The organism is Comamonas sp. C11 (genome assembly GCF_024496285.1).
Taxonomy (GTDB): domain Bacteria; phylum Pseudomonadota; class Gammaproteobacteria; order Burkholderiales; family Burkholderiaceae_C; genus Comamonas; species Comamonas testosteroni_F.
The window spans coordinates 1,567,317-1,588,420 of record NZ_CP101743.1 but is presented as its reverse complement, the minus strand read 5'-3'; the positions used below and the strand labels follow the sequence as shown (position 1 = coordinate 1,588,420).

The following is a 21,104-nucleotide window of genomic DNA, read 5'->3' as shown; positions in this document are numbered from 1 at the left end:
TTGCGCCGTCTTTTTATGGGCTGGCGCAAGCCGGCAAGCCAGCCCGGTCCACAATACGGGTGTGAACCATATGCCCCCAGCAAGCCCCGCCGCCAATGCGCCGGCCAGCATCACCCATTACGAAAATTTTCCCGTTGCCTCCTGGCTGTGCCCGCCACGGCTGCGTGCGCCCATCGCCGCCATCTACCACTTTGCGCGCACCGCTGACGACCTGGCCGACGAAGGCGATCACTGCGCAGAGAAGCGCCTGGCACAGTTGCAGCAATATGCCGCCGACCTGCAGCAGCTGGGCAGCGCCGGCGAAGCCGCCATGCTGATGCGAACTTCCTGGCCCCATATCTTTGGCCCGCTGGCAGTTCAGGTTCAGGCACATCGTCTGCCCAAGCCATTGCTGGCCGACCTGCTCAGCGCCTTCGAGCAGGATGTGCGCATGACGGCCGCCCAGACCCGCTACAGCGACATGGCTCAATTGCTGGACTATTGCCGCCGCTCGGCCAACCCGGTCGGTCGCCTGCTGCTGCATCTGTACGGCGTGGTCAACGCCAAGGCACTGATCCAGAGCGACGCCATCTGCACCGCGCTGCAGCTGATCAACTTCTGGCAGGACCTGAGCCAGGACTTGCCGCGCCAGCGCCATTACCTGCCCGATGCCGACCTGGCCCGCCATGGCATTGTGCGAAGCGCCATCAAGCCGGAAGCAGCGGCATTGACACCTGAGCTGCAATCTCTGCTCGGCGAGCTCAACCGCCAGGCCCGCAGCCTGATGATCCATGGCGCGCAGCTGGTGCATCAGTTGCCCGGCCGCACGGGCTGGGAGCTGCGCCTGGTCGTGCAAGGCGGTCTGCGCATTCTGGACAGACTGGACGCCATGCAGGGCCGCAACCTCTATCAGCGCATCAAGCTGGGCAAGCTCGATATGGTCGCCATGCTCTGGCAAGCCGTGCGCATGTGATCGAACAGATAGCCCCTATCCCCTGATGAGCCTGCGCAAGGCGCTATTGAATTTGACATCCAACCAGGTGCATACAGCGCATTTCACTGTTGTGTCGGCCAAGTGCCCGCGTCATGGGACAATGCTCCCCCTATGAATCCGGATCAGTACGTCCAAGACAAAGCCGCCTCTTCGGGCAGCAGCTTCTATTACGCCTTTCTCTTCTTGCCCAAGGAGCGCCGCGCCGCCATCACGGCTTTCTATGCCTTCTGCCGCGAAGTGGATGACGTGGTCGACGAGGTCACGGACCCCGGCGTGGCAGCCACCAAGCTGGCCTGGTGGAAGACCGAGGTACACAGGGCATTCACCAGTCAGTCCGCCCACCCCGTGATGCAGGCACTGATGCCCCACGCCAAGACCTATGGCATCGAAGAGCGCCATCTGCAGGCCGTCATCGAAGGCTGCCAGATGGATCTGGATCAGACCCGCTATCTGGACTTTGCCGGCCTGCAGCGCTACTGCCATCTGGTGGCCGGCGTGGTCGGCGAAGTCGCCGCCCGCATCTTCGGCCAGACCGAGGAGCGCACCACCGAATACGCCCACACCCTGGGCCAGGCCCTGCAGCTGACCAACATCATCCGCGACGTGGGCGAAGACGCCATGCGCGGCCGCATCTACCTGCCCATCAGCGAGCTGCAGCAGTTCGACGTCAAGGCCCACGAGATCAACAAGCGCGAGTACTCGGATCGCTTCACGGCGCTGATGCGCTTTCAGGCCGAGCGTGCCCACAGCCTGTATGACAAGGCGCTGGGCCTGCTGCCCGATGCCGACCGCCACGCACAAAAGCCCGGCCTGATGATGGCAAGCATCTATCGCACCCTGCTGCGCGAAATCGAGTCAGAGAACTTCCAGGTGCTGCACCAGCGCATCAGCCTCACGCCACTGCGCAAGTTCTGGCTGGTCTGGAAGATGCAGGCACTGGGCCGCATGTAAGCGCGCCATGCAAGTTGCCATCATCGGTGGCGGCTGGGCCGGCATGGCTGCCGCAGTACAGCTCTCGCTCAGCGGTCATCGGCCCACGATATTCGAAGCCGGCCGCCAGTTGGGTGGCCGGGCCCGCAATCTGGAACTGCCGGGCGGCACCATCGCCGACAACGGCCAGCACATTCTGATCGGCGCCTATGCCGAATGCCTGAGGCTCATGCGCGTCGTGGGCGCAGCGCCAGAACATACCCTGCTGCGCAGGCCACTGGCCATGCGCTACGCCGATGGCAGCGGCCTGTCCTTCCCCGACCTGCCGGCGCCGCTGGACGCCTTGATCGGCATTGCCAGCGCCAGCGGCTGGTCACTGCGCGAACGTGCCGCCCTGCTGGGGCGCGCCCTGCGCTGGCGCGTTCAGGGCTTTCGCTGCGCAGACCAGGCCACCGTGGCCGACATCTGCAGCGGTCTGCCAAAGCGCCTGCTCGATGAGTTCATCGAACCTCTGTGCGTATCAGCCCTCAACCTGCCGGCCTCGCAGGCAAGTGGCAGCATCTTCTTGCGTGTGCTGCATGACGCCCTGTTCGCAGGCACAGGCGGCTCGCACTTTATGGTGCCACGCCGCGGCCTTGGCGATCTCTTTCCCATCCCGGCTGCGCAATGGCTGCAAGGCCACGCCCATGCGGTGCATACGGCCAGCCGGATTCAGGAGCTGATTCCCCATGGCCGGCAATGGCTGCTGCGTGCATCCAATGCGACACTGACACCAGCGCTTGAGCAATCGCGCTTCGATGCCGTGCTGCTGGCCTGCCCACCTCAGGAAGCCGCCCGCCTGGCCCTGCTGGCTGCCCAAGACCAGCGACTTCCCGCACGTGACGGCGTGCATTACCAGCACTGGGCACAGACCGCGCAGGCGCTGGAGCACACGGCCATTGCCACGGTCTATGCGCGCACCAGCCATCGCCTTGCTGCCGAGTTGCCCTGGCTGGCACTGCAACCGGGCAGGCAGGCTCCGGCCCAGTTTGTGTTTGACCGCGGGCACCTGCAATCCTCCGATACCGTCCAGCAAGATCTGATGGCTTTTGTCATCAGCGACTGCCGCACGGACCGCGAAACCCTGGAGCAGCAGGTGCTGGATCAGGCTCGCCAACAGCTGGGCTGGCAGGACATTCAAGCTGTGCTGACCGTGGTTGAAAAGCGCGCCACATTTGCCTGCCGGCCCGGCGTGAAGCGCCCTGACATGGAGCTGGGCCAAGGCCTCTGGGCTTGCGGCGACTATGTGAACGGACCCTACCCTGCGACGCTGGAAGGTGCCGTGCGCTGCGGACTCGCGGCGGCTGAGAAGCTGGTCCGGATAGACCAGGGCTGAGCAGCTCTAGAGCAAACCCTATCAGCACAATCCTGATGCCTGGATAGTCCTGCCGCACCTGGTTTGACAGCGATTTGACAGCCACAGTTGCAACCATGGCTTGAGAGGCAATCTCTCAGCCGCATAAAGCCAAAAGCAACGGAGACAACATGGCATCCACGTTCGACAAGTCCACTCGCGAAGTTCTGAGCATCTCGCGCCGCCATCTGCTGACCAGTGCAGGAGTCCTGGCCTGCAGCGGCCTGCTGCCCGGCATGGCCCGCGCTGCCGATGACAGCTGGCCCAGCCGTCCGATTCGCTTTGTCGTGCCATTTGCGCCTGGCGGCAGCTCTGAAATCGTGGCCCGCTCCACCGCCGCAGAGCTGTCCAAGACCATCGGCCAGAACGTATTCGTGGACAACAAGCCCGGCGCCGCAGGCAATATCGCCATGCAAGAGGTGGCTCGCGCCGATGACCAGAGCACGGTCATCCTAGGCCATATCGGTACCCTGGCCGTCAACCCCTATATTTTTGACAAGCTGCCCTGGGACCCTAAAAAGGACTTTGTGCCCGTGAGCCTGCTGGCCAAGGTGCCCAGCCTCTATGTGGTTCACCCCGATCTGCCCGTCAAGAACATTGCCGATCTGGTGGCCTATGCCAAGAAGAACCCTGGCAAGCTCAGCTATGGCTCTGCCGGCAATGGCAGCGCGGGTCACCTGGCCTTCGAATATCTGAAGATGACGGCAGACATCTTCATGCTCCACGTGCCTTATCGCGGCACCGGCCCCATGATGACCGACCTGCTCTCGGGCCGTCTTGATGCGGCCTCGGTCGGCGCCGCCGCACTGCTGCCCTTCATCAAGGCCGGCAAGGTGCGCTGCATCGCCACCGGCTCGACCAAGCGCCTGCCACAGCTGCCCGATGTGCCTACGGTGGCCGAACAGGGCTTTCCCGGCTTCGAGATGACCCAGTGGTACGGCATGCTCGCCCCTTCCAGCCTGCCCCGCGCCCATGTGGACAAGCTGGCCGCAGAATGCGCCAAGGCCGTCAAGGCACCCGATGCGCTCAAGCGCTTGCAGGGCGACGCCGCCGAGCCCATTGGCAGCACGCCGGAGCAGTTTGCCCAGTTCATCGCCACCGAGCAGAACCGCTGGCAAAAAGTGCTCAAGCGCGCACAGGTGAAACCGGGTTAACCCACTGAGGCACCGCTCCTTTCCACCCTACTTTTCGGAAGGGGGCGAGGGGCGGACCTTGCTCGAGTAGTGAGCCGGTCAGCGCCCTATGACGCAGCTCGTGGCGCAGCTCAGTGACTCTCTATCCACCACTGGATGATGATCTTGGCGATATAGCCCACAAAGCCCACGCCCAGACCCAGGCAAATCACAAAGGTGCCGAACTTGCCTGCCTTGGACTGACGCGCCAGCTGCAGGATGATGAACACCATGAACAAGATGAAGGCACCCACGCCCCAGGTCAGGAAAAAGTGGGCAATCTGCTCTTCCGTATAACCGAATATCACGACAACCAGGTCCTTACAGCCTTTGCCAGGCCCTGGTCGCGCATCGCTCAGACAGCAGGCGCTATCGCGTCATCCCTGGCGGGGAATGCAGAAGCATCCACCAGGTCTCGATAGGCGTGCCAGCTGGCATGGCCCAGCAGAGGCATCACAACCACCAGCCCCAGCAGATAGCTGCCAAGGCCCAGCAAAGTCAACATCACAATCAGCGCCGCCCACAAGGCCATAGGGCCAGGGTTGGCCAGCACCACGGACCAACTGGTCAACACGGCCTGACGCACGGTCACTCGCCTGTCCAGCATCAGCGGCATGGCCACCACGCTGGACGCAAAAATCGGAGCAGCCAGAAAGCTGCCCAAAGCCATCCATTGCACAAACAGCTGACCATCCCTGGCCAGCACCACGTGCGCAATGAAATCCTGCAGGGTTTGCACGCGCACAGGCGACATCACGGTGATCAGCGATGCCGAAATCAGCACCCAACCCGTGGCTGCCAGCGCCAGCAAGGCGCCGAACCTGACCATGCACCAGTACCCTCCCCGGCCCGTGGCATGGCAGCTCTGCCATTGCGTCCAGGTGCGGCGGATCAGACCCCAGTCTGCCACCTCACCGCGCTCTATGGCACGGCTGACGGCATAGAGGCTGGTGGCAACCAGAGGCCCCACCACCAGAAAGCCCGACAAGGCTCCAGCCATCAACCAGAAGCGATTGTGCCCCAGGGTCAGGATTGCTGCACCGATCAGGATCAAGGCCAGACCATGCGCCAGACTGATTAACGGAGCATTAGAAATGTCCTGCAAGGCCCTGGAAAGCCACACCAGAGGCCGGCTCCAGGCAATGGTTCGCACAGGTGCCAGCGGTGGCGGCGTGAGAAGGCAGGCAGACAGACAGGTAGGCATAGGCGGTCCTTCTTCGTTGACCCGCAAAGCTTTACCTCGTCCCGGTCAACGATCTGCCAGCCCCTGACACAACTGCCAAAGGCTGGCGACTGTGACGTGGGGTTCAGGACCCACGCAAGGCCATGCTACCTGCCCACGGTTGAGCCAGACTGCGTGCATACCCGCATCCATGGCGCCTTGAGCATCGAGTGCCGCATCGTCGCCGATGTGCAGCACATGCTCGGGGGCGACGCCGACCGCATCCGCTGCAGCCTGGAAAAAACGCGTCTCGGGCTTGGCCATGCCCGCTGCGCTGGCAGACAGCGAGGCGCGAAAATGCTCGCCTATACCCACCACATGCACATTCGCATTGCCGTTGGACAGGGCCACCACCGGCCAGCGCTGCGACAGAAACTGCAGCGCCGGCAAGGCATCGTCAAACAGCTCGACCCGCTGACGAGCAGCAAAGAACTCGTCAAAGGCCGGTTCGGCCAGGGCAGGGTCGTCACCGGCCCGGGTCAGCGCCAGACGGATGGACTCCCGGCGCAGACCGCTGAGGTCGGCTTTCAGATCCGGGCGCAGTGCCACGATTTCGTGACGCAAGGCGCGCACCTTGTCCGTATCGCCCAGATGCTCGGCCGTACCGGGAGCATGCTGCGCGAGCCACTGCAGCAAAACGGCCTCTGCCTTGGCAATCGTGGGCCAGATGGGCCAGAGCGTGTCGTCCAGATCCAGACTGATGGCGCGAATCTGGCCGCTTTGGCGCAGGCGCTGAAGGGTTTCAATGGCAGGGGCAGTGGTGTCTTGGGATTGCATGCCCCGAAGAATAGCGGCCCGGCTAATGCCGCAGAGCGGCTGCGCCTATCCGATTAGCTGACACAATTGCACCATGCCATCACGCTTTGCGCCCGAACCCCGCTTCCTTCACGATCAATCCGCACGCACCGGCATCCTGCTGTGCAATCTGGGCACGCCGGCCGCCCCCACGGCCGCCGCAGTGCGCCCTTATCTGGCGGAATTTCTTGGTGACGATCGCGTGGTCGAGATTCCCAAGCTCGCCTGGTGGCCGATTCTGCACGGCATCATCCTGCGCACCCGTCCGGCCAAGTCGGCAGCCAAGTACGCCACCGTCTGGCATGAAAAGGACGGCTCCCCGCTGCTGCACTGGACCACGCGCCAGGCCACCTTGCTGCGCGGCTGGCTGGGCGAGCGCGGCCACAATGTGCTGGTGCTGCCGGCCATGCGCTACGGCACGCCATCCATTGCGGCCCAGCTGGATGCACTCAAGCAGGACGGCGTGACGCGCATCCTGATTCTGCCGCTGTACCCTCAGTACTCGGGCACGACCACGGCCAGCGTGTTCGACGCCGTCTACGACTGGGCCAGGACCCAGCGCCATATTCCCGAGCTGCGTTTCGTCAACCGCTACCACGACGATGCCGGCTACATCGAAGCGCTGGCACAGCGCATCGAAGCCCACTGGCGCGGCCACGGTCGCGGGGACAAGCTGGTCATGAGCTTTCATGGTGTGCCAGAACGCACCCTGCATCTGGGCGACCCCTATCACTGCGAATCGCACAAGACGGCACGCCTGCTGGCCGAGCGGCTCAAGCTCGCCAGCGACCAGTATCTGGTGACCTTCCAGTCGCGCTTTGGCAAGGCCAAATGGCTGGAGCCCTATACCGAACCCTCGCTGATTGCCATGGCCCGGGCCGGCACCCGGCGCGTCGATGTGGTCTGCCCCGGCTTCACCAGCGACTGCCTGGAGACGCTGGAGGAAATCAAGCAGGAAGCACGTGAAGCCTTTTTGCATGCGGGCGGCCAGCAGTTCGAATACATAGACTGCCTCAACGACAGCGCACCGTGGATCACCGCGCTCAGCAATATTGCCCAGCAGCATATGCAAGGCTGGCCCACCGGGCGCGAGGAGGATGCCAAGCTCAAGGCCCGTGCCCAGCGCGCCAAGGCGGCGGGCGCGCCACAGTAAGCGGTCGCGGCCACCCAGCGAACTGGCACGGCATATGCTGACTCCGGCAGCATGCATATTCACGCCCGCTCCATTCGCTATTTCGACATGATCCGCCGTTGCGGCTCCATACGCGAGGCCGCACGCCATCTGCATGTGGCCTCGTCGGCGGTCAACCGCCAGTTGCTGCAACTGGAGGACGAAATCGGCAGCCCGCTGTTCGAGCGCCTGAGCTCGGGCCTGCGGCTCACGGCCGCCGGCGAAGTGTTTTCGCGCCATGTGATCACGGTGCTGCAGGACGAGCACCGTCTCGGCACCGAGCTGGAGCTGCTGCGCGGCGTACGCCGCGGCTCGGTCAGCGTGGCCGCCGTGGAAGGCCTGAACGCCGACCTGATGCCTGCCGTGCTCACGCAGATGCACAGGCGCTATCCCACGATTCAGATTCATGTGCGCACCTGCGGCTCCCAGCAGGCGGCACAGGCCGTGATTCAGGGCGATGCGGACGTGGGCATAGGCTTTTCGGTCAAGCGCCACGACAATCTGCGCCAATGCACCATGGGCCGCTTTGCGCTGGGTGCCATCGTGCCGCCCAAGCACCCGATTGCCCAGCTGGAGCGCGTGGACTTTGCGCAATGCGCGGTCTTTCCGCTGATTCTGGCAACGCCCGAACTCTCCATGCACGACTTGCTGCAGCCCTTGCTGGCGCACCACAAACGTGCATTGCAGGTGTTGCTGGAAACCTCGTCCATCGAGCTGGCCAAGAGTCTTGCCGAACGCGGTGTGGGCATTTTTTTCCAGAGCCGCCTGGGACTGGAGCGCGAGCTGCGCGAAGGCCGGCTGGTCCATGTGCCGCTGGACACCCCCACCACGCTGTACTCCGAACTCGGTGTCTATGTGCGTGCAGGACGCACGCTGCCATCGGCACTCGACGCCTTCAACCGCATCGCGGCCGATGCCATAGAAAGCCGCGAGGACGAGGAAAGTGTCGCCCTGCGTGAATGGGTGGCACGCACACAGACCGCCGCTGCGGCGGCTTCCGCCAGGAGCTGAACTCGCCCCCGGCCTGTGCCTGCACCGGCATTGTGCGCATCATTTCAGGAAAATGCACCAATGCCGTGCAGTGCTTTACCCGTCAGCGATTGGCGCTCACATTTTTAGATCACCCCGCAGCAAAAGCTGCGCTATCCAGCACGGGCTGCGCTTTCTAAACTGACTCCAGTTCTTCAGTTTCAGGACGCCATTTGTGAGCACCTCTGCCCTCCCCCTCATCGACATCAGCGGCCTGCGCAGCCATGACCCTGTGGATCAGCACCTGGTGGCCGAGCAGTTGCGTCAGGCCTGCGAACAGCGAGGCTTCTTCTATATCACCGGCCATGGCATAGACCCGGCGCTGATCAGCAGCCTGTTTGCAGCCAGCCAGCGCTTCTTTGACCTGCCCATGACCGAAAAGCTGGCCGTGGACAAAAAGCTCTCCCGCTGCAATCGCGGCTATGAGCCGCTGCGCGCCCAGACGCTGGAGAGCGGCGCACCGCCCGATCTCAAGGAAAGCTTTTACGCCGGCGCAGAGGTCGCAGCCGATGACGCGCGCGTGCTGGCCGGCCGCTTCAATACCGGCCCCAACCAATGGCCCGAAACCCTGCCCGACTTCCGCGCCGTGATGCAGAACTATTACCAGGCCGCCCATGGCCTGGGCGCGACCATCGTACGCGGCCTGGCCTTGTCGCTGGGCGTGCCGGTCAGCCACTTCGACGGCTACCTCAATGAGGCCGCCGCGACCCTGCGCCTGCTGCATTACCCGCCCCAGCCTGCCAATCCCGAACCCGGCGAGAAAGGCTGCGGAGAGCACACGGACTTCGGCGGCGTGACCTTGCTGCTGCAGGACGAGGCCGGCGGCCTGCAGGTCTGGGACAAGGACCTAGGCAGCTGGATCGACGCGCCCCCCGTGCCCGGCGCCTTCGTCGTCAACATCGGCGACCTGTTCGCGCGCTGGACCAACGACCGCTATGTCTCCACCTTGCACCGGGTCATCAATGTCTCGGGTCGCGAACGCTATTCCGTGCCCTTTTTCTTCACGGGCAACCCGCTGCACAAGGTGGAATGCATTCCCACCTGCCTGGACGAGGGCGCACAGCCCAGATACCCGGCCGTGACGGTGGAACAGCACCAGATCGAATGCTATCGCCGCACCTACGGTTGACGGTGGCAACGATGAAAAGCTCACGCAATATGGTGCTGATCCACGGGGCCTGGCAGGGCAGTTGGTCCTTTGCGGCCTGGACGCCGCTGCTGCAGGCCCAGGGCTGGAAGGTGATTGCCGTCAATCTGCCGGGCAACGATGCCGCCGCCGAAGACGACAGCTGCGCCAATCTCGATGGCTACACCGCGCATGTGCTGCGCGTGCTGGAGTCGCTGGACGGCCCTGCCGTGGTGGTCGGTCACAGCGGTGGCGGCATGACGGCGTCTCAGGTCGCCCAGGCCGCCCCCGAACGGGTCAGCGCCCTGGTCTACCTGGCCGGAATGATGCTGCCCAGCGGCATGAGCTATGGCGATGTGATTGCGCAATGCCGCGCCGCCGTTCCGGGCTTTGACTACCAGGGCATAGGTCCGCATCTGGCCTGGAACGAGCAGCGCAATGCCAGCAGCGTGCCGCTGGAAGCCGCCATGGCCTTGTTCCTGCATGACTGCCCTCCGACCGCAGCGCTCAAGGCGGCCAGCCGTTTCTGCGTCCAGCCAGAAACGGGCCGGGCCATGGTGAACCGGCTCAGTGCCGAGCGTTTTGGCCGGGTGCCGCGTATCTATGTGGAATGTCGACAGGACCGCTCCGTGACGCTGCCGCTGCAGCAACGCATGCAGCAGCTCACGCCGGGCGCCAGGCGTATCAGCCTCGATTGCGGCCATGTGCCCCAGATGGCCTGCCCTCAGGCCCTGAGCGACGCCTTGCTGCCGGTTCTCGATGAAATCCACTCAAAACCTTTCATGAGCTTGCGTATACCGCTCATCAATGTATAGCAAAAAATTGCCCAGACCCGCATTCTTCAGGAGTTATTCATGACGCGCCCCACTACCTACTTCAAACGCACCGCCCTTGTCGCTATGCTCGTCGCCTGTAGCGCAGCGGCCCAGGCGGCCGACAAGCTCACGGTACAGCTCGACTGGCTGCCCGGGGGCGACAAGTCCTTTGTCTATGCCGGCGTGCAGCAGGGCTTTTTCAAGGACGAAGGCCTGGACGTGAAGATCGTTCCCGGCCGAGGATCGGCCGATGCCGTGACCAAGCTGGCCTCAGGCTCTGCCGATGTGGGTTTTGGCGGCATCTCGGCGCTGATGATGGCCGCTGCCGAAGGCAGGATTCCCGTCAAGGCCGTGATGTCGCTGTATTCCAAACAGCCCGACGCGCTGTTCACGCGCGCCGACAGCAAGATCAGGAACCTGAAGGACATGGAAGGCAAGACGGTGGCCATGCCCACCTTCTCCTCGTCGAATGCCCTGTGGCCCATCGTGCTGCAGAAGAACGGCGTGGACGCCAGCAAGATCAAGGTCATCAAGTCGGACCCGGCCACGCTGGCTCCCATGCTGGCCCAGGGCCGCGTGGACGCGACCATCAACTGGGTGACCGTGGCTCCGGCCTTCGGCGCCGTGCTCAAGCAGGCCGGCAAGGAACTGTCGGTCCTGCCCTGGACGCAGTTCGGTCTGGACGGCTATGGCTGGTCCGTCATGGCCAGCGACAAGACCATCAAGGAACGCCCCGAAGTGCTCAAGCGCTACGTGCGGGCACTGGGCAAGTCGCTGGAGTTCTCCATCCAGAACCCGCAAAAGGCGGCCGAGTCGCTCAAGGCCCAGGTGCCCGAAGCCGACACTGCCGTGGTCAAGGCCGAATTTGAAGCCTCCATCCCGCTGCTCAGGAACGAGATCAGCCAGCGCGACGGCCTGGGCAAATTCGAGCCCCGGCTGCTGGCTGCCACCTGGGGCTGGGTGGCCCAGTCCATGAGTTACGACCTCAAGAAGGTCGAGCCGGAAACGCTGGTGGATCGCCGCTTTCTGAGCCAGTAAATCCCATGCGAGGGCGGCGCAGCGCCGCCCTCGCGCTACCGCCCTTGTTCTTTCCTTGATCGCCTGCCATGCAATACGTAATCGATCTGAACGCGGTCACCCAGACCTTTGTCTCCAGCGATGGCAGCCCTGTCACGGCCCTGCAGGGCGTGGACCTGCATCTGCGCCGCCACGAATTCGTCTCGCTGATCGGCCCCTCAGGCTGCGGCAAGTCCACCATATTGCGCCTGATTGCAGGCCTGATCCGCCCCAGCAGCGGCGAGGTACGCATCTTCGATCTGCCCGTGACCGAACCGCGCGACGAGATCGGCATGGTGTTCCAGAAGCCCACGCTGCTGCCCTGGCTCTCGGTGCTGGACAACATCACCTTTCCCATGCGCCACAAATACGGCCATGTGGAAATGAAGGAGGAGGCCCGCGCCCTGCAGTTGCTGGAGATGATCGGCCTCAGGGACTTCGGCCACAAGCGGCCCCACGAACTCTCGGGCGGCATGCAGCAGCGCGTCGCGATTGCACGCTCCTTGCTGCATGACCCGGACATCCTGCTGATGGACGAGCCCTTCTCGGCGCTGGACGCACTCACTCGCGACGAAATGAGCCTGGAGCTGCTGCGCATCTGGAACGAGCGTCCCAAGACCGTGGTCTTTGTGACCCACTCCATCCAGGAAGCCTTGCTGCTGTCCGACCGCATCGTGGTCATGAGCGCCCGCCCGGGCCGTGTGGCCGACATCATCGATGTGCCTCTGGCACGACCGCGCAGCATGGCCACCCTGGCCGATCCCGTGTTCACCGAAATGGCCAACGAGATTCGTCTCCAGGTCTTCAGCAAACACCCCGCACACGCCTGAAGATCCTTCCGCAGCCCCAAGAGGCCCTCTATGTCTGCCCTCATACAACGCCATGCTTCGCTGCTGGTTTTCCTTGCCGTCCTGCTGCTCTGGGAGTGCGCCTGCCGCCTGGCGCATATCCCCGAGTACATTTTTCCCGCTCCCAGCCTGATCTGGCGCTCTGCTGCCGAGATGGGGCTGCAGCGCTGGCTGGAGCATGTCACGGCCACCTTGCAGGTCGCGCTGATAGGCTATGCGCTGGCGATCGCCCTGGCCATTCCGCTGGCCATCGCCATCACGCGCTCGCAGCTGCTCTCGAAAATCATCATGCCCTGGCTGGTGGTGATCCAGTCCACCCCCATCGTGGCCGTCGCCCCTATCATCGTCGTCACTCTGGGTGCAGGCCTGCTGCCCCGCGTGGTCATCACCACGCTGATTGCCTTTTTTCCGCTGGTAGTTTCCACGGCCCTGGGCCTGGCCTCGGTGCCCGCAGAGCTGGTGGAGCTGTCGCGCTCGCTGCGCGCCACCACCAGCCGCCAGTACTGGCAGATTCGCATGCCGTTTGCCGTGCCCTATGTGTTTTCGGCCCTCAAGGTATCCATCACGCTGGCCATTGTGGGTGCCGTGGTCGCCGAGTTCGTGGCTGCTGAAAAAGGCCTGGGCTATCTGATTCTGTTTGCCACCTCCTCCTTCAAGGTGCCCGTGGCCTTTGCCGCACTGGCACTGCTGGTGCTTTGCAGCCTGCTGCTCTATGGTGGCGTGCAGCAGCTGCACAAGCGCCTCTTTCCCTGGAGCCAGAGCACTCCCGCCTGATCAACACAAGGACCGCCACCATGACAGACAAGAACTTTCCCCCTCAGGGCCTGACGCCCACTGCCGAACAAATCCAGCGCAATCTGCGTCGCGCGCAGGCCGTGGCCCAGCGCGCCACGCAAATGGGCCACCACCCCTTCGGTGCCGTGCTGGTGGGCCCCGACCAGGAGACCGTGCTCATGGAGCAGTGCAATATCGACACCGTCAACCACGCGGAGTCGACCTTGGCGCGCATGGCGGCCACCAACTACACAGCCGAGTTTCTGTGGGGCTGCACGCTCTACACCAATGTAGAGCCCTGCTGCATGTGCGCCGGCACGGCCTACTGGGCCAATATCGGCCGCATCGTGTTCGGCATGACCGAGCACCGCCTGCTGGAATGCACGGGCAGCCATGGCGAGAACCCGACCATGAGCGTCTCGTCGCGCTATGTCTTCGACCATTGCCAGAAGGCCGTGGAGCTGATCGGCCCCGTACCCGAGATGGAGGCCGAGATCGCCGCCCAGCAGCAAGCCTTCTGGGCGCAGCGCTGAGAACCACGCCAGCAGGACGCTGCCATGCTGCTCACCCATCCCTCGTCACCCCAGGCCGCGCAGGCCCTGGCCCGCAAGCTCGGCAATGCCGCCTGCTTCATCGCCGGGGGCACGCTGCTGCAGCAGTCATGGGCAGAGCCTCGCCTGGCGCCGTCGGCCACGCATTTCATCAATGTGATGCACTGGCCCGAGATGCAGCAGATCAGCCTCGGCCCGCAATATCTGCGCATCGGTGCAGGCATGCGGCTGGAGGCCGTCCGCCGTCACCCCTGGGTGCAGCAGCACGCGCCCGTGCTCGTCCAGGCCCTGGCTCAGCTCGGAGCCATGGGGGTACGCCGCCTGGGAACCCTGGGCGGCAATATAGGCTGGGGCGAAGGCGACTGCTGCCCGGTATTGCTGGCCATGGATGCGCAGGTCGAGTTGACGGACGGCAACCAGCAGTCACTGGCGCAGACGCTAGAGCTCATGGACCGGCCTCTGATGCTGTCGTTCCTGTTGCCGCGCATCGATGTGATGGAGCCCCGGCCAATGGTGTTCGAGAAGGTCGGCTATCGCGCGGCATTCTCCCCCGCGCGCCTGCGCATGGCCTTGCGCTGGAGCGATGCGCAACAGCTGCTGAGCCTGGACCGCATCGCCGTGGCGGCTCCCGGCATAGGAGTGCACCGCCTGCAAGCCACGGAAAAGCTGCTGAGCTATGCGCAGGAGCTGCAGATCCGCCCCTCCCTCGGCGATATACGTACCACCTGCGAGCAAAGCCTGCCGCCCGATCTGGCCCGGATCGCCAGCCGCCTGATTGCCGGACATTGCGGGCTGCTGGCCTGAACCGTCATGCAATTCCTTACCCCTCATCACATCCGCGAGCTGGGCCTGGAGGCTTTGCCGGTCCGGCCCGATGCCATGGCCAAGCTCGGCGGCAACCCGGGCTTTCTGACCGACCGTATTCGGCCGGGCCAGCTGCGAGGAGCGATTCTCGGCAGCCCCCACCCCCATGCGCGCATTCTGCGCATCGACACCAGCGCGGCCAAAGCTCTTGCGGGCGTCCATGCCGTGGTCACCCATGCCGATATCCCGGGCCTTAAGCACTACGGCCTGCGCAAGGCGGACCGGCCCGTGCTCTGCATCGACAAGGTGCGCCATGTGGGCGACCCGGTAGCCGCCGTTGCGGCCGTGGACATGGAGACGGCGCGGCAGGCTCTGGCGCTGATCCGCATCGAATACGAACTCCTGCCCCCTGTCTGCGACCCGGTCACCGCCCTTGACGGCACGGCGGCCTCCGAGCAGCCAGTCCATCAGGATGGCAATCTGCTGCATGCCTGCAGCCACCGCCAGGGCGACATGTCTGCGGCCCAGGAAGCCACCGTGCACTGGGTGCAGGACAGCTATGTCACGCCGCGCCAGATGCATGCTTTCCTCGAGACCGAGGGCGGTGTGGCCGAGCCCGATGGCGCGGGCGGCCTTCAGCTGTTCTTCGGCAGCCACAACCCCGCACGCGAAAAGCAGGTCATCGCCGCCATGCTGGGCCTGGCGCATGACAGAGTGCATGCCGTGGGCACGCCCGTAGGCGGCTCCTATGGCGGCAAGGACGAGCTGACGATTCAGCCGATTGCGGCCCTGCTGGCCTGGAAGGCGCAACGCCCCGTGCGGCTGCACCTGACACGCACGCAATCGGTGGATCTGGGGGTCAAGCGCCATCCCATGCAGATCAGAATGCGTAGCGGCTGCGATGCCCAGGGCCGGCTCACCTGCCACCAGGTGCAGATAGTGGCCGACACCGGGGCCTATGCCACGCATGGCCCCGAGGTGCTGGATGCCGCGCTCGAGCATGCCCCCGGCCCCTACCGGTATCAGGCACTGGACCTCAGTGCCAGGCTGGCCTATACGAACAACGGTATCGCGGGTGCGTTCCGCGGCTTCGGCGCCGTACAGGTGCAATTTGCACTCGAGCAGCAGATGGACAGACTGGCTGCGCTGGTCGGCATGACAGCTGACGCGTTTCGCGCCCTCAATCTTGCCGCGCCCGAGGCGCCCGGCCCGCTGGGCCAGCATGTCGTACCGTTTGACGGTGCCCAGCGCGCACTCGATGTCGCCCGCCAGCAGGCGCTGTGGCGCGGGCCGCATCGCTGGGCCAGCGCGGACGGGCGCCATCTGCACGGCGTGGGCCTCACGCTGATCCATCGCAGCGACGGCTTTGGCAAGGGTGGCCCCAGTGACTGCCGCATGGAGCTGGCCCTGGCCGCCGATGGAGCGATCGAGCTGCGCTGCGGCTTTACCGAGCTGGGACAGAATCTGGTCGGAACCATACAGAGCCTGGGCGCGCAGCATCTGGGCTGCGCCGTCGACACCATCCGGCCGGTGCTGGGCGATACCCGGCTAACGCCCGACTCCGGCCCGGTGGCCGCCTCGCGCGCCACCACACTGGTATGGCGCGCCTTGCAGGAGGCGGCCGGGCCCTGGCAGCAAGCCTTGCTCCTGGCCGCCGCAAGAGTGCGGCCCGATATCCCTCTGCGCTGCGGCGCACGGGGCCTGGAAAGCGCTGCGGGCATGAGCCTCAGCTATGCCGATCTGGCAAAGGCATCGGGCGAACAAGCGCCCTGTATCTCCATAGACCTGCGCGCCGAGGACCCGCAGGGCAACGCGCATGACACCCACTTCGTCTTCGGAGCCTGCGCCGCCATTGCCCTGGTACGCGTCGACACCTGGAGCGGCATGGTCCAGGTGCAGCGGCTGGTGATGTGCACGGCCCTGGGCCCCGTGGCATCGGCCCAGGGCTATCTGGGCCAGATGGAAGGCGGCGCCCTCATGGGCCTGGCCATGGGCACGCAGGAGGAGCTGGCTTGCCTGGACGGCCACTACCAGGCGCGCAATCTCGACGGCTATCTGATCCCCACGCTGGCCGATGCCCCTGACATGCAGGTGCTGGCGATCGAGAACCTTCCCGAGGGCGACCCCATAGGCCCGCGCGGAGCCGGCGAGATCAGCGTCAACCTGGCCCTGCCCGCAGTGGCCAATGCCCTGGCCGCCGCACTGCAGCACCCCATCACGCAACTGCCCATGACCCCGGAGCGCGTGATCGCGCTGCTGGAAGCGGGCGCGAAGCCCTCCACACCATGACGACGACCCACATCCCGGATCACGGCGTAAAGCCACCCTCAGCCAGTGCAAATGAGACCTCGGCTTTTGTGCTGCAGCTGAATCTGAACGGCCAGCCGGTCAGCGCCAGCTGCAGCCCGGATACCCGGCTGCTGACCTTGCTGCGCGAGCACTGGCACCTCACCGGAGCCAAGCCCGGCTGTGAAGTGGGACGCTGCGGCGCCTGCATGGTCTGGCTCAATGCTGAGCCCGTGAACGCATGCCTGCTGATGGCCTATCAGATCCAGGGCCAGACCGTGCGCACCATCGAGTCCGTGGCACAGGACAGCGCCAGCGAGCCCGTACGCGACGCGCTGGCGCGCTGCGGCGGCGTGCAATGCGGCTATTGCACCTCCGGCATGGTCATGAGCATGAGCTGGCTGCACCAGCAGCAGCCCCGTCCCACAGCCGCAGAAGCCGAGGCCCAGATGTGCGGAAACCTTTGCCGCTGTACGGGCTATGGTGGTATCCGGCGGACAGTGCAGGAGCTGTTTCCGGCCGAGGAAAGCGCATGATTCTTCAAAATTAATAGCTGCAATCGTTTACTTGCAAAGCGATTCAACCACTTTTAACCATATTGATCAGAAACCACGCCGTTTGCTCGCCGGCTCATGACCCCAGGCAATAAGCAGACAAGTTTTTCTTGGTTGGCCCTGTCGCGGCAAGGCCGGACAATAGAGGCCCTGGGCATAGCCATGCCCCTGACGAATCGGCTTTGCCGACTCCTGCCATGAAAAACTCTCTGACACGCTATGCACTGGGCCTGGGCTTGAGCCTGGGCGCCAGCAGCTGGGCGCTCGCGGCCCAGCCCCTGCTCAACCCCGAACAGCTGCAGCCACTGCTGCAGCAGGCCGATGTGCGCCTCATCGATATCCGCGCCCCCAAAGCCTTCGAGGCCGGCCATATCGCCCAGGCCGCCAATGCCCCCTACGGCAAATGGCGCGGTCCTGCCACCAATCCCGGCGAGCTGCCCGACCAGGCCAAGCTGGTGGCGCTGGTGCAGTCCCTGGGACTGACGCCAGCCACGCATGCCATCGTGATCTCCAGCGGCGCGGATGCCACGGACTTCGGTGCCGCGGCCCGCGTGTACTGGACGCTCAAAAGCCTGGGCCTCAAGGAGCTGTCCATCGTCAACGGCGGCATGAAGGCCTGGGAAAGCGCAGGCAAGCCCCTGGGCAAGACCCAGACGCAGATTGCGCCCAGCAGCTACACCCCGACTTTTGACGCCAACTGGCTGGCCACCCAGCAGGACGTGGGCAAGCATATCGACCTCTCCAATGCGGCCCTGGTGGACTCGCGCCCCGACGCCTTCTATCTGGGCAAGACCCGCGCACCCGCCGCCAAGCTCTCGGGCACCTTGCCCGGCGCCCAGCAACTGGATTTCAATCAATGGTTTGTGCCCGGTACCTCACGGTTCGTGGATGCAGCCAAGGCCAGGGAAATCGCTGCCAAGGTCCAGCGCCCGCAAGGCCAGGACATGGTGGCCTTCTGCAACACCGGTCACTGGGCGGCCACCGACTGGTTCGGCCTCTCCGAAATGGCAGGTCTGCCCAATGTGAAGCTGTATGCGGGCTCCATGGTGGACTGGACGCAGTCCAAGGACGCGCCGCGCATGGCCAACCAGCCGGGCCGCGCCCAGTCATTGGCCTATGACGCCCAAAAATGGTGGGAAAAAACTTTTAAATGACTCCCCTGAGTCGCTTCGCGCCTTCCCCAAGCCGGGCACAACAACTTCGCTGCAGGGCGTCCTTTGCTCGTTGTCTCTGATCTGGGTGCATGCCCTTTGCGGAAAGTGCGTCGCAGCCCTCACCCATCAATTCCATAAAAACACATGAAACGACTTCCCATAACGGCCTTGCTGGCCGTTTTCTTTGGCTGGCTGCTGTGGTCGGTCTCAGTGCGTCAGGCAGCTCTGTTTGCCGTGGGCATAGGCCTGGGCGCGGTGCTGGCCGGCAAGCGCTTTGGCTTTACCACGGGCTGGCGCATGCTGGTCGAGGAAAAGGACGGCAGCGGCATCTTTGGCCAATTGCTGCTGCTGGCGCTGGCTGCGGCTCTGGCCATGCCTTTGCTGGGCCACTTCCCGGAACTGACGGCAGCTCTCGGCCCGCCCAGCATCAGCCTGCTGGTCGGTGCCTTTGTCTTCGGCCTGTGCATGCAGATCGCCGACGGCTGCGGCAGCGGCACCCTCTACAAGGCGGGCATGGGCATCCCCATGAACACGGCCATACTGCCCTTGTTTGCGATCGGCAGCTTTCTGGGCAGCCTGCATCTGGGCTGGTGGCTGGATCTGGGCAATACCGCCCCCGTGGGCCTGGTCACGCAATGGGGCTGGGCTCCAGCGCTGATCGCCACGCTGGTCGCGCTGGCCTTAATCGCGGCAGGCGTGGCCCTGTATGTGAAAAAGGCCAATGCTGCCCTGAACCGCCCGGCCAAGCCGCTGCTGGTGCGCAAATGGCTGGTCGGTGCCGTGCTGCTGGCCATCCTGGCCACGCTCAACCTGATCATTGCGGGCCAGCCCTGGGGCGTGGTCTACGGCTTTGGTCTGTGGGCCGCCAAGATCGCCAACGCCACGGGCGCCGTCGATCTGGCCAGCAACTGGTTCTGGAGCCAGCCCGGCAATGCGGCGCGCCTGCATGAGACCGTGCTGCTGGACGTGACCAGCATCACCAATATCGGAATTCTGGGCGGCGCATTGTGGATTGCCGCCGGCAAGCCCGCGGCAGCCAAGGCACTGACAGGCACACAATGGGTCGTGGCCCTGGTGGCGGGACTGGTGCTCGGCTACAGCTCGCGCCTGGCTTTCGGCTGCAATGTGGGCGCCATGCTGTCAGGCATCTCCACCGGCTCCATCCACGGCTGGATCTGGGTCCCACTGGCATTTGCAGGCACCATCTTCGGCCTGCGCATCCGCCGCCATTTCGGCTTCTGAGCAAGGAACAACCATGACCTCACCAAGCACCTTGCGCACCGTATTCTGGGCCGTGCTGCTCGTCTTTCTGGCCTGGGACTTCCATACATCGCCGGCCATCGACCTGCGCTTCGAAGCGCCGCTGATTGCCGCCGGCTCCGGCCAGGCCGCACAGGGCGGACATTGCTCCATGCCTGCCGGCAAGTAAGCGCCTCGACCCAACCCCGACGCCCTGCCCAGAGAATGGTCAGGGCGTTTTCTTTGGGGCCTGCTCAGGCCTCGGGCTTTTCCAGCTCGAAGCCGGCCGCCTCCCAGGCCGTCAGGCCGCCGCTCAATGGCCGGACATTGTGAAATCCCGCACGCTGCAATTGCCTGGCCACGCGCGCGGCGGAGATCTCGTCGGGGCAGTCGCAATACACGACCAGGCCATGCTCATGCCGCTCGCGCGGCAGCAAGTGCTCGTAGGCCGCCCTGCCCTTGCCCTGATGCTCCAGCCAGGAGCTGGCACCGGGAATATGGCCCTGACCGAAGAGCAGGGGTTCGCGCACATCGATCACCGTCGGCGTGATGCCCTGGGCATTGAGCCCCGCCAGCTCCTCAACCGACATGCGCGGCATCTTCAGCGAACGTACCACGCGCTGCCTCTGCCACCACTTGCGCGCCACGAAGACCGCGAACGCCACGCACAGCAGCAGCAGTCCCCATTTGCCCAGCGCCGTCAGCACATCGAGCAGATCCTGCACCGTGGAGCTGAACAGCGAGCCCAGAAACACCGCCGAACCCACCCAGATCAGGGCCCCCAGCGTATCGAACAGCACAAAGGTGCGCAGCGGCGTGCCCACCACACCGGCCAGCGCACTGGCAATGGAGGCAAAGCCCGGCACGAACTTGGCCACCAGCAAAGACCTGGCACCCCAGCGCCCATAGACGGACTCGGTCTGACGGATGCAGGCATCCGGAGAGAGCGAAATGCGGCAGATACGTCCCAGCACCCGGTGCCCATAGGCTTTGCCTGCCTGGTACCAGAGCACATCGGCAATCAGCGCTGCGGCCACCGCAATCACGGTGAGCCAGCCCAGGCGTGCCAGGCTGCCGCCCTCCAGCGCTCCGGTCACCACCAGTACCGGATAGGCCGGGATGGGTGCGCCCAGCTGCTCCACCAGCACATTGAGAAAGACAATGCCGAAGCCGTATTCCCGAATCAGATCGACGACAAAACCCATGACCCAC

22 protein-coding genes are annotated in these 21,104 nt (G+C 64.5%); 18 read left to right on the top strand and 4 right to left on the bottom strand.

The window, feature by feature from the left end; all coding sequences use genetic code 11:
* The first annotated feature begins 70 nt into the window (after positions 1 to 70).
* From hpnC to NOX35_RS07245, 4 genes are all read left to right on the top strand, one after another.
* Positions 71 to 952, top strand: coding sequence for a squalene synthase HpnC (gene hpnC / locus NOX35_RS07260; protein WP_256496240.1), 882 nt, complete (start codon positions 71 to 73; stop codon positions 950 to 952).
* Between the two features lie 132 nt (positions 953 to 1,084).
* A complete protein-coding gene (gene hpnD, locus NOX35_RS07255; RefSeq protein ID WP_003068899.1) occupies positions 1,085 to 1,924 on the top strand; it encodes a presqualene diphosphate synthase HpnD in 840 nt (279 codons plus the stop codon).
* A 7-nt stretch (positions 1,925 to 1,931) separates the two neighbouring features.
* The gene (hpnE, locus tag NOX35_RS07250; RefSeq protein WP_256496239.1) at positions 1,932 to 3,278 is read left to right on the top strand and encodes a hydroxysqualene dehydroxylase HpnE; all 1,347 of its coding nucleotides are present in this window, start codon (positions 1,932 to 1,934) and stop codon (positions 3,276 to 3,278) included.
* Positions 3,279 to 3,427: 149 nt separating this feature from the next.
* Positions 3,428 to 4,450, top strand: coding sequence for a tripartite tricarboxylate transporter substrate binding protein (locus tag NOX35_RS07245; protein WP_256496238.1), 1,023 nt, complete (start codon positions 3,428 to 3,430; stop codon positions 4,448 to 4,450).
* Between the two features lie 110 nt (positions 4,451 to 4,560).
* Here NOX35_RS07245 and NOX35_RS07240 read toward each other — a convergent pair whose 3' ends face one another.
* Genes NOX35_RS07240 through NOX35_RS07230 form a run of 3 tightly spaced genes read right to left on the bottom strand, consistent with a single transcriptional unit; the run spans position 4,561 to position 6,467 of the window.
* Positions 4,561 to 4,776, bottom strand: coding sequence for a DUF2788 domain-containing protein (locus NOX35_RS07240; RefSeq protein WP_003078455.1), 216 nt, complete (start codon positions 4,774 to 4,776; stop codon positions 4,561 to 4,563).
* Between the two features lie 47 nt (positions 4,777 to 4,823).
* Positions 4,824 to 5,672 carry a DUF2189 domain-containing protein gene (locus NOX35_RS07235; RefSeq protein ID WP_256496237.1) on the bottom strand — a complete coding sequence of 283 codons (849 nt, stop codon included), beginning with the start codon at positions 5,670 to 5,672 and terminating at the stop codon, positions 4,824 to 4,826.
* Positions 5,673 to 5,717: 45 nt separating this feature from the next.
* Positions 5,718 to 6,467: an HAD family hydrolase gene (locus tag NOX35_RS07230; protein ID WP_256496236.1), complete on the bottom strand. Its 750-nt coding sequence runs from the start codon at positions 6,465 to 6,467 to the stop codon at positions 5,718 to 5,720.
* 73 nt (positions 6,468 to 6,540) lie between these two features.
* Here NOX35_RS07230 and hemH point away from each other — a divergent pair, with 73 nt between their 5' ends.
* The 14 genes from hemH to NOX35_RS07160 all read left to right on the top strand — a co-directional run bounded on the left by hemH (position 6,541) and on the right by NOX35_RS07160 (position 20,082).
* The gene (hemH, locus tag NOX35_RS07225; protein WP_256496235.1) at positions 6,541 to 7,638 is read left to right on the top strand and encodes a ferrochelatase; all 1,098 of its coding nucleotides are present in this window, start codon (positions 6,541 to 6,543) and stop codon (positions 7,636 to 7,638) included.
* Between the two features lie 51 nt (positions 7,639 to 7,689).
* On the top strand, positions 7,690 to 8,667 hold the full coding sequence (locus NOX35_RS07220) for a LysR family transcriptional regulator (RefSeq protein WP_256496234.1): 978 nt from the start codon (positions 7,690 to 7,692) through the stop codon (positions 8,665 to 8,667).
* 193 nt (positions 8,668 to 8,860) lie between these two features.
* A complete protein-coding gene (locus tag NOX35_RS07215; RefSeq protein ID WP_182286171.1) occupies positions 8,861 to 9,814 on the top strand; it encodes an isopenicillin N synthase family oxygenase in 954 nt (317 codons plus the stop codon).
* Positions 9,815 to 9,825: 11 nt separating this feature from the next.
* Positions 9,826 to 10,626, top strand: coding sequence for an alpha/beta fold hydrolase (locus NOX35_RS07210; RefSeq protein WP_256496233.1), 801 nt, complete (start codon positions 9,826 to 9,828; stop codon positions 10,624 to 10,626).
* 39 nt (positions 10,627 to 10,665) lie between these two features.
* Positions 10,666 to 11,664 (top strand): ABC transporter substrate-binding protein, encoded by a 999-nt coding sequence (locus NOX35_RS07205; RefSeq protein WP_256496232.1) that lies wholly within the window; start codon positions 10,666 to 10,668, stop codon positions 11,662 to 11,664.
* A 68-nt stretch (positions 11,665 to 11,732) separates the two neighbouring features.
* Positions 11,733 to 12,512 carry an ABC transporter ATP-binding protein gene (locus NOX35_RS07200; protein WP_256496231.1) on the top strand — a complete coding sequence of 260 codons (780 nt, stop codon included), beginning with the start codon at positions 11,733 to 11,735 and terminating at the stop codon, positions 12,510 to 12,512.
* Positions 12,513 to 12,542: 30 nt separating this feature from the next.
* Positions 12,543 to 13,304, top strand: a complete 762-nt coding sequence (locus tag NOX35_RS07195; RefSeq protein WP_256496230.1) for an ABC transporter permease — start codon at positions 12,543 to 12,545, stop codon at positions 13,302 to 13,304.
* Positions 13,305 to 13,324: 20 nt separating this feature from the next.
* A complete protein-coding gene (locus NOX35_RS07190; protein WP_182286166.1) occupies positions 13,325 to 13,837 on the top strand; it encodes a nucleoside deaminase in 513 nt (170 codons plus the stop codon).
* Between the two features lie 24 nt (positions 13,838 to 13,861).
* Entirely contained in the window at positions 13,862 to 14,659 is a 798-nt protein-coding gene (locus tag NOX35_RS07185; protein ID WP_256496229.1) for a xanthine dehydrogenase family protein subunit M, read from the top strand.
* A 6-nt stretch (positions 14,660 to 14,665) separates the two neighbouring features.
* Positions 14,666 to 16,948, top strand: a complete 2,283-nt coding sequence (locus NOX35_RS07180) for a xanthine dehydrogenase family protein molybdopterin-binding subunit (RefSeq protein WP_256496228.1) — start codon at positions 14,666 to 14,668, stop codon at positions 16,946 to 16,948.
* Positions 16,945 to 17,481, top strand: coding sequence for a (2Fe-2S)-binding protein (locus tag NOX35_RS07175; RefSeq protein ID WP_256496227.1), 537 nt, complete (start codon positions 16,945 to 16,947; stop codon positions 17,479 to 17,481). Before NOX35_RS07180 ends, NOX35_RS07175 begins: the two co-directional genes overlap by 4 nt.
* A gap of 215 nt (positions 17,482 to 17,696) precedes the next feature.
* Positions 17,697 to 18,653: a sulfurtransferase gene (locus NOX35_RS07170; protein WP_256496226.1), complete on the top strand. Its 957-nt coding sequence runs from the start codon at positions 17,697 to 17,699 to the stop codon at positions 18,651 to 18,653.
* Between the two features lie 144 nt (positions 18,654 to 18,797).
* A complete protein-coding gene (locus NOX35_RS07165; protein WP_182286161.1) occupies positions 18,798 to 19,895 on the top strand; it encodes a YeeE/YedE thiosulfate transporter family protein in 1,098 nt (365 codons plus the stop codon).
* 13 nt (positions 19,896 to 19,908) lie between these two features.
* On the top strand, positions 19,909 to 20,082 hold the full coding sequence (locus NOX35_RS07160; protein WP_003057543.1) for a hypothetical protein: 174 nt from the start codon (positions 19,909 to 19,911) through the stop codon (positions 20,080 to 20,082).
* Positions 20,083 to 20,146: 64 nt separating this feature from the next.
* On the opposite strand, the gene NOX35_RS07155 is transcribed toward NOX35_RS07160, so the two are convergent.
* Entirely contained in the window at positions 20,147 to 21,097 is a 951-nt protein-coding gene (locus tag NOX35_RS07155; RefSeq protein ID WP_256496225.1) for a rhodanese-like domain-containing protein, read from the bottom strand.
* Between the last annotated feature and the right edge of the window lie 7 nt (positions 21,098 to 21,104).

Coding starts and splice junctions, on each gene's coding strand:
- hpnC (WP_256496240.1), top strand. CDS start 71: ATGCCCCCAGCAAGCCCCGCCGCCAATGCGCCGGCCAGCATCACCCAT.
- hpnD (WP_003068899.1), top strand. CDS start 1,085: ATGAATCCGGATCAGTACGTCCAAGACAAAGCCGCCTCTTCGGGCAGC.
- hpnE (WP_256496239.1), top strand. CDS start 1,932: ATGCAAGTTGCCATCATCGGTGGCGGCTGGGCCGGCATGGCTGCCGCA.
- NOX35_RS07245 (WP_256496238.1), top strand. CDS start 3,428: ATGGCATCCACGTTCGACAAGTCCACTCGCGAAGTTCTGAGCATCTCG.
- NOX35_RS07235 (WP_256496237.1), bottom strand. CDS start 5,672: ATGCCTACCTGTCTGTCTGCCTGCCTTCTCACGCCGCCACCGCTGGCA.
- NOX35_RS07230 (WP_256496236.1), bottom strand. CDS start 6,467: ATGCAATCCCAAGACACCACTGCCCCTGCCATTGAAACCCTTCAGCGC.
- hemH (WP_256496235.1), top strand. CDS start 6,541: ATGCCATCACGCTTTGCGCCCGAACCCCGCTTCCTTCACGATCAATCC.
- NOX35_RS07220 (WP_256496234.1), top strand. CDS start 7,690: ATGCATATTCACGCCCGCTCCATTCGCTATTTCGACATGATCCGCCGT.
- NOX35_RS07210 (WP_256496233.1), top strand. CDS start 9,826: ATGAAAAGCTCACGCAATATGGTGCTGATCCACGGGGCCTGGCAGGGC.
- NOX35_RS07205 (WP_256496232.1), top strand. CDS start 10,666: ATGACGCGCCCCACTACCTACTTCAAACGCACCGCCCTTGTCGCTATG.
- NOX35_RS07200 (WP_256496231.1), top strand. CDS start 11,733: ATGCAATACGTAATCGATCTGAACGCGGTCACCCAGACCTTTGTCTCC.
- NOX35_RS07195 (WP_256496230.1), top strand. CDS start 12,543: ATGTCTGCCCTCATACAACGCCATGCTTCGCTGCTGGTTTTCCTTGCC.
- NOX35_RS07190 (WP_182286166.1), top strand. CDS start 13,325: ATGACAGACAAGAACTTTCCCCCTCAGGGCCTGACGCCCACTGCCGAA.
- NOX35_RS07185 (WP_256496229.1), top strand. CDS start 13,862: ATGCTGCTCACCCATCCCTCGTCACCCCAGGCCGCGCAGGCCCTGGCC.
- NOX35_RS07180 (WP_256496228.1), top strand. CDS start 14,666: ATGCAATTCCTTACCCCTCATCACATCCGCGAGCTGGGCCTGGAGGCT.
- NOX35_RS07175 (WP_256496227.1), top strand. CDS start 16,945: ATGACGACGACCCACATCCCGGATCACGGCGTAAAGCCACCCTCAGCC.
- NOX35_RS07170 (WP_256496226.1), top strand. CDS start 17,697: ATGAAAAACTCTCTGACACGCTATGCACTGGGCCTGGGCTTGAGCCTG.
- NOX35_RS07165 (WP_182286161.1), top strand. CDS start 18,798: ATGAAACGACTTCCCATAACGGCCTTGCTGGCCGTTTTCTTTGGCTGG.
- NOX35_RS07160 (WP_003057543.1), top strand. CDS start 19,909: ATGACCTCACCAAGCACCTTGCGCACCGTATTCTGGGCCGTGCTGCTC.
- NOX35_RS07155 (WP_256496225.1), bottom strand. CDS start 21,097: ATGGGTTTTGTCGTCGATCTGATTCGGGAATACGGCTTCGGCATTGTC.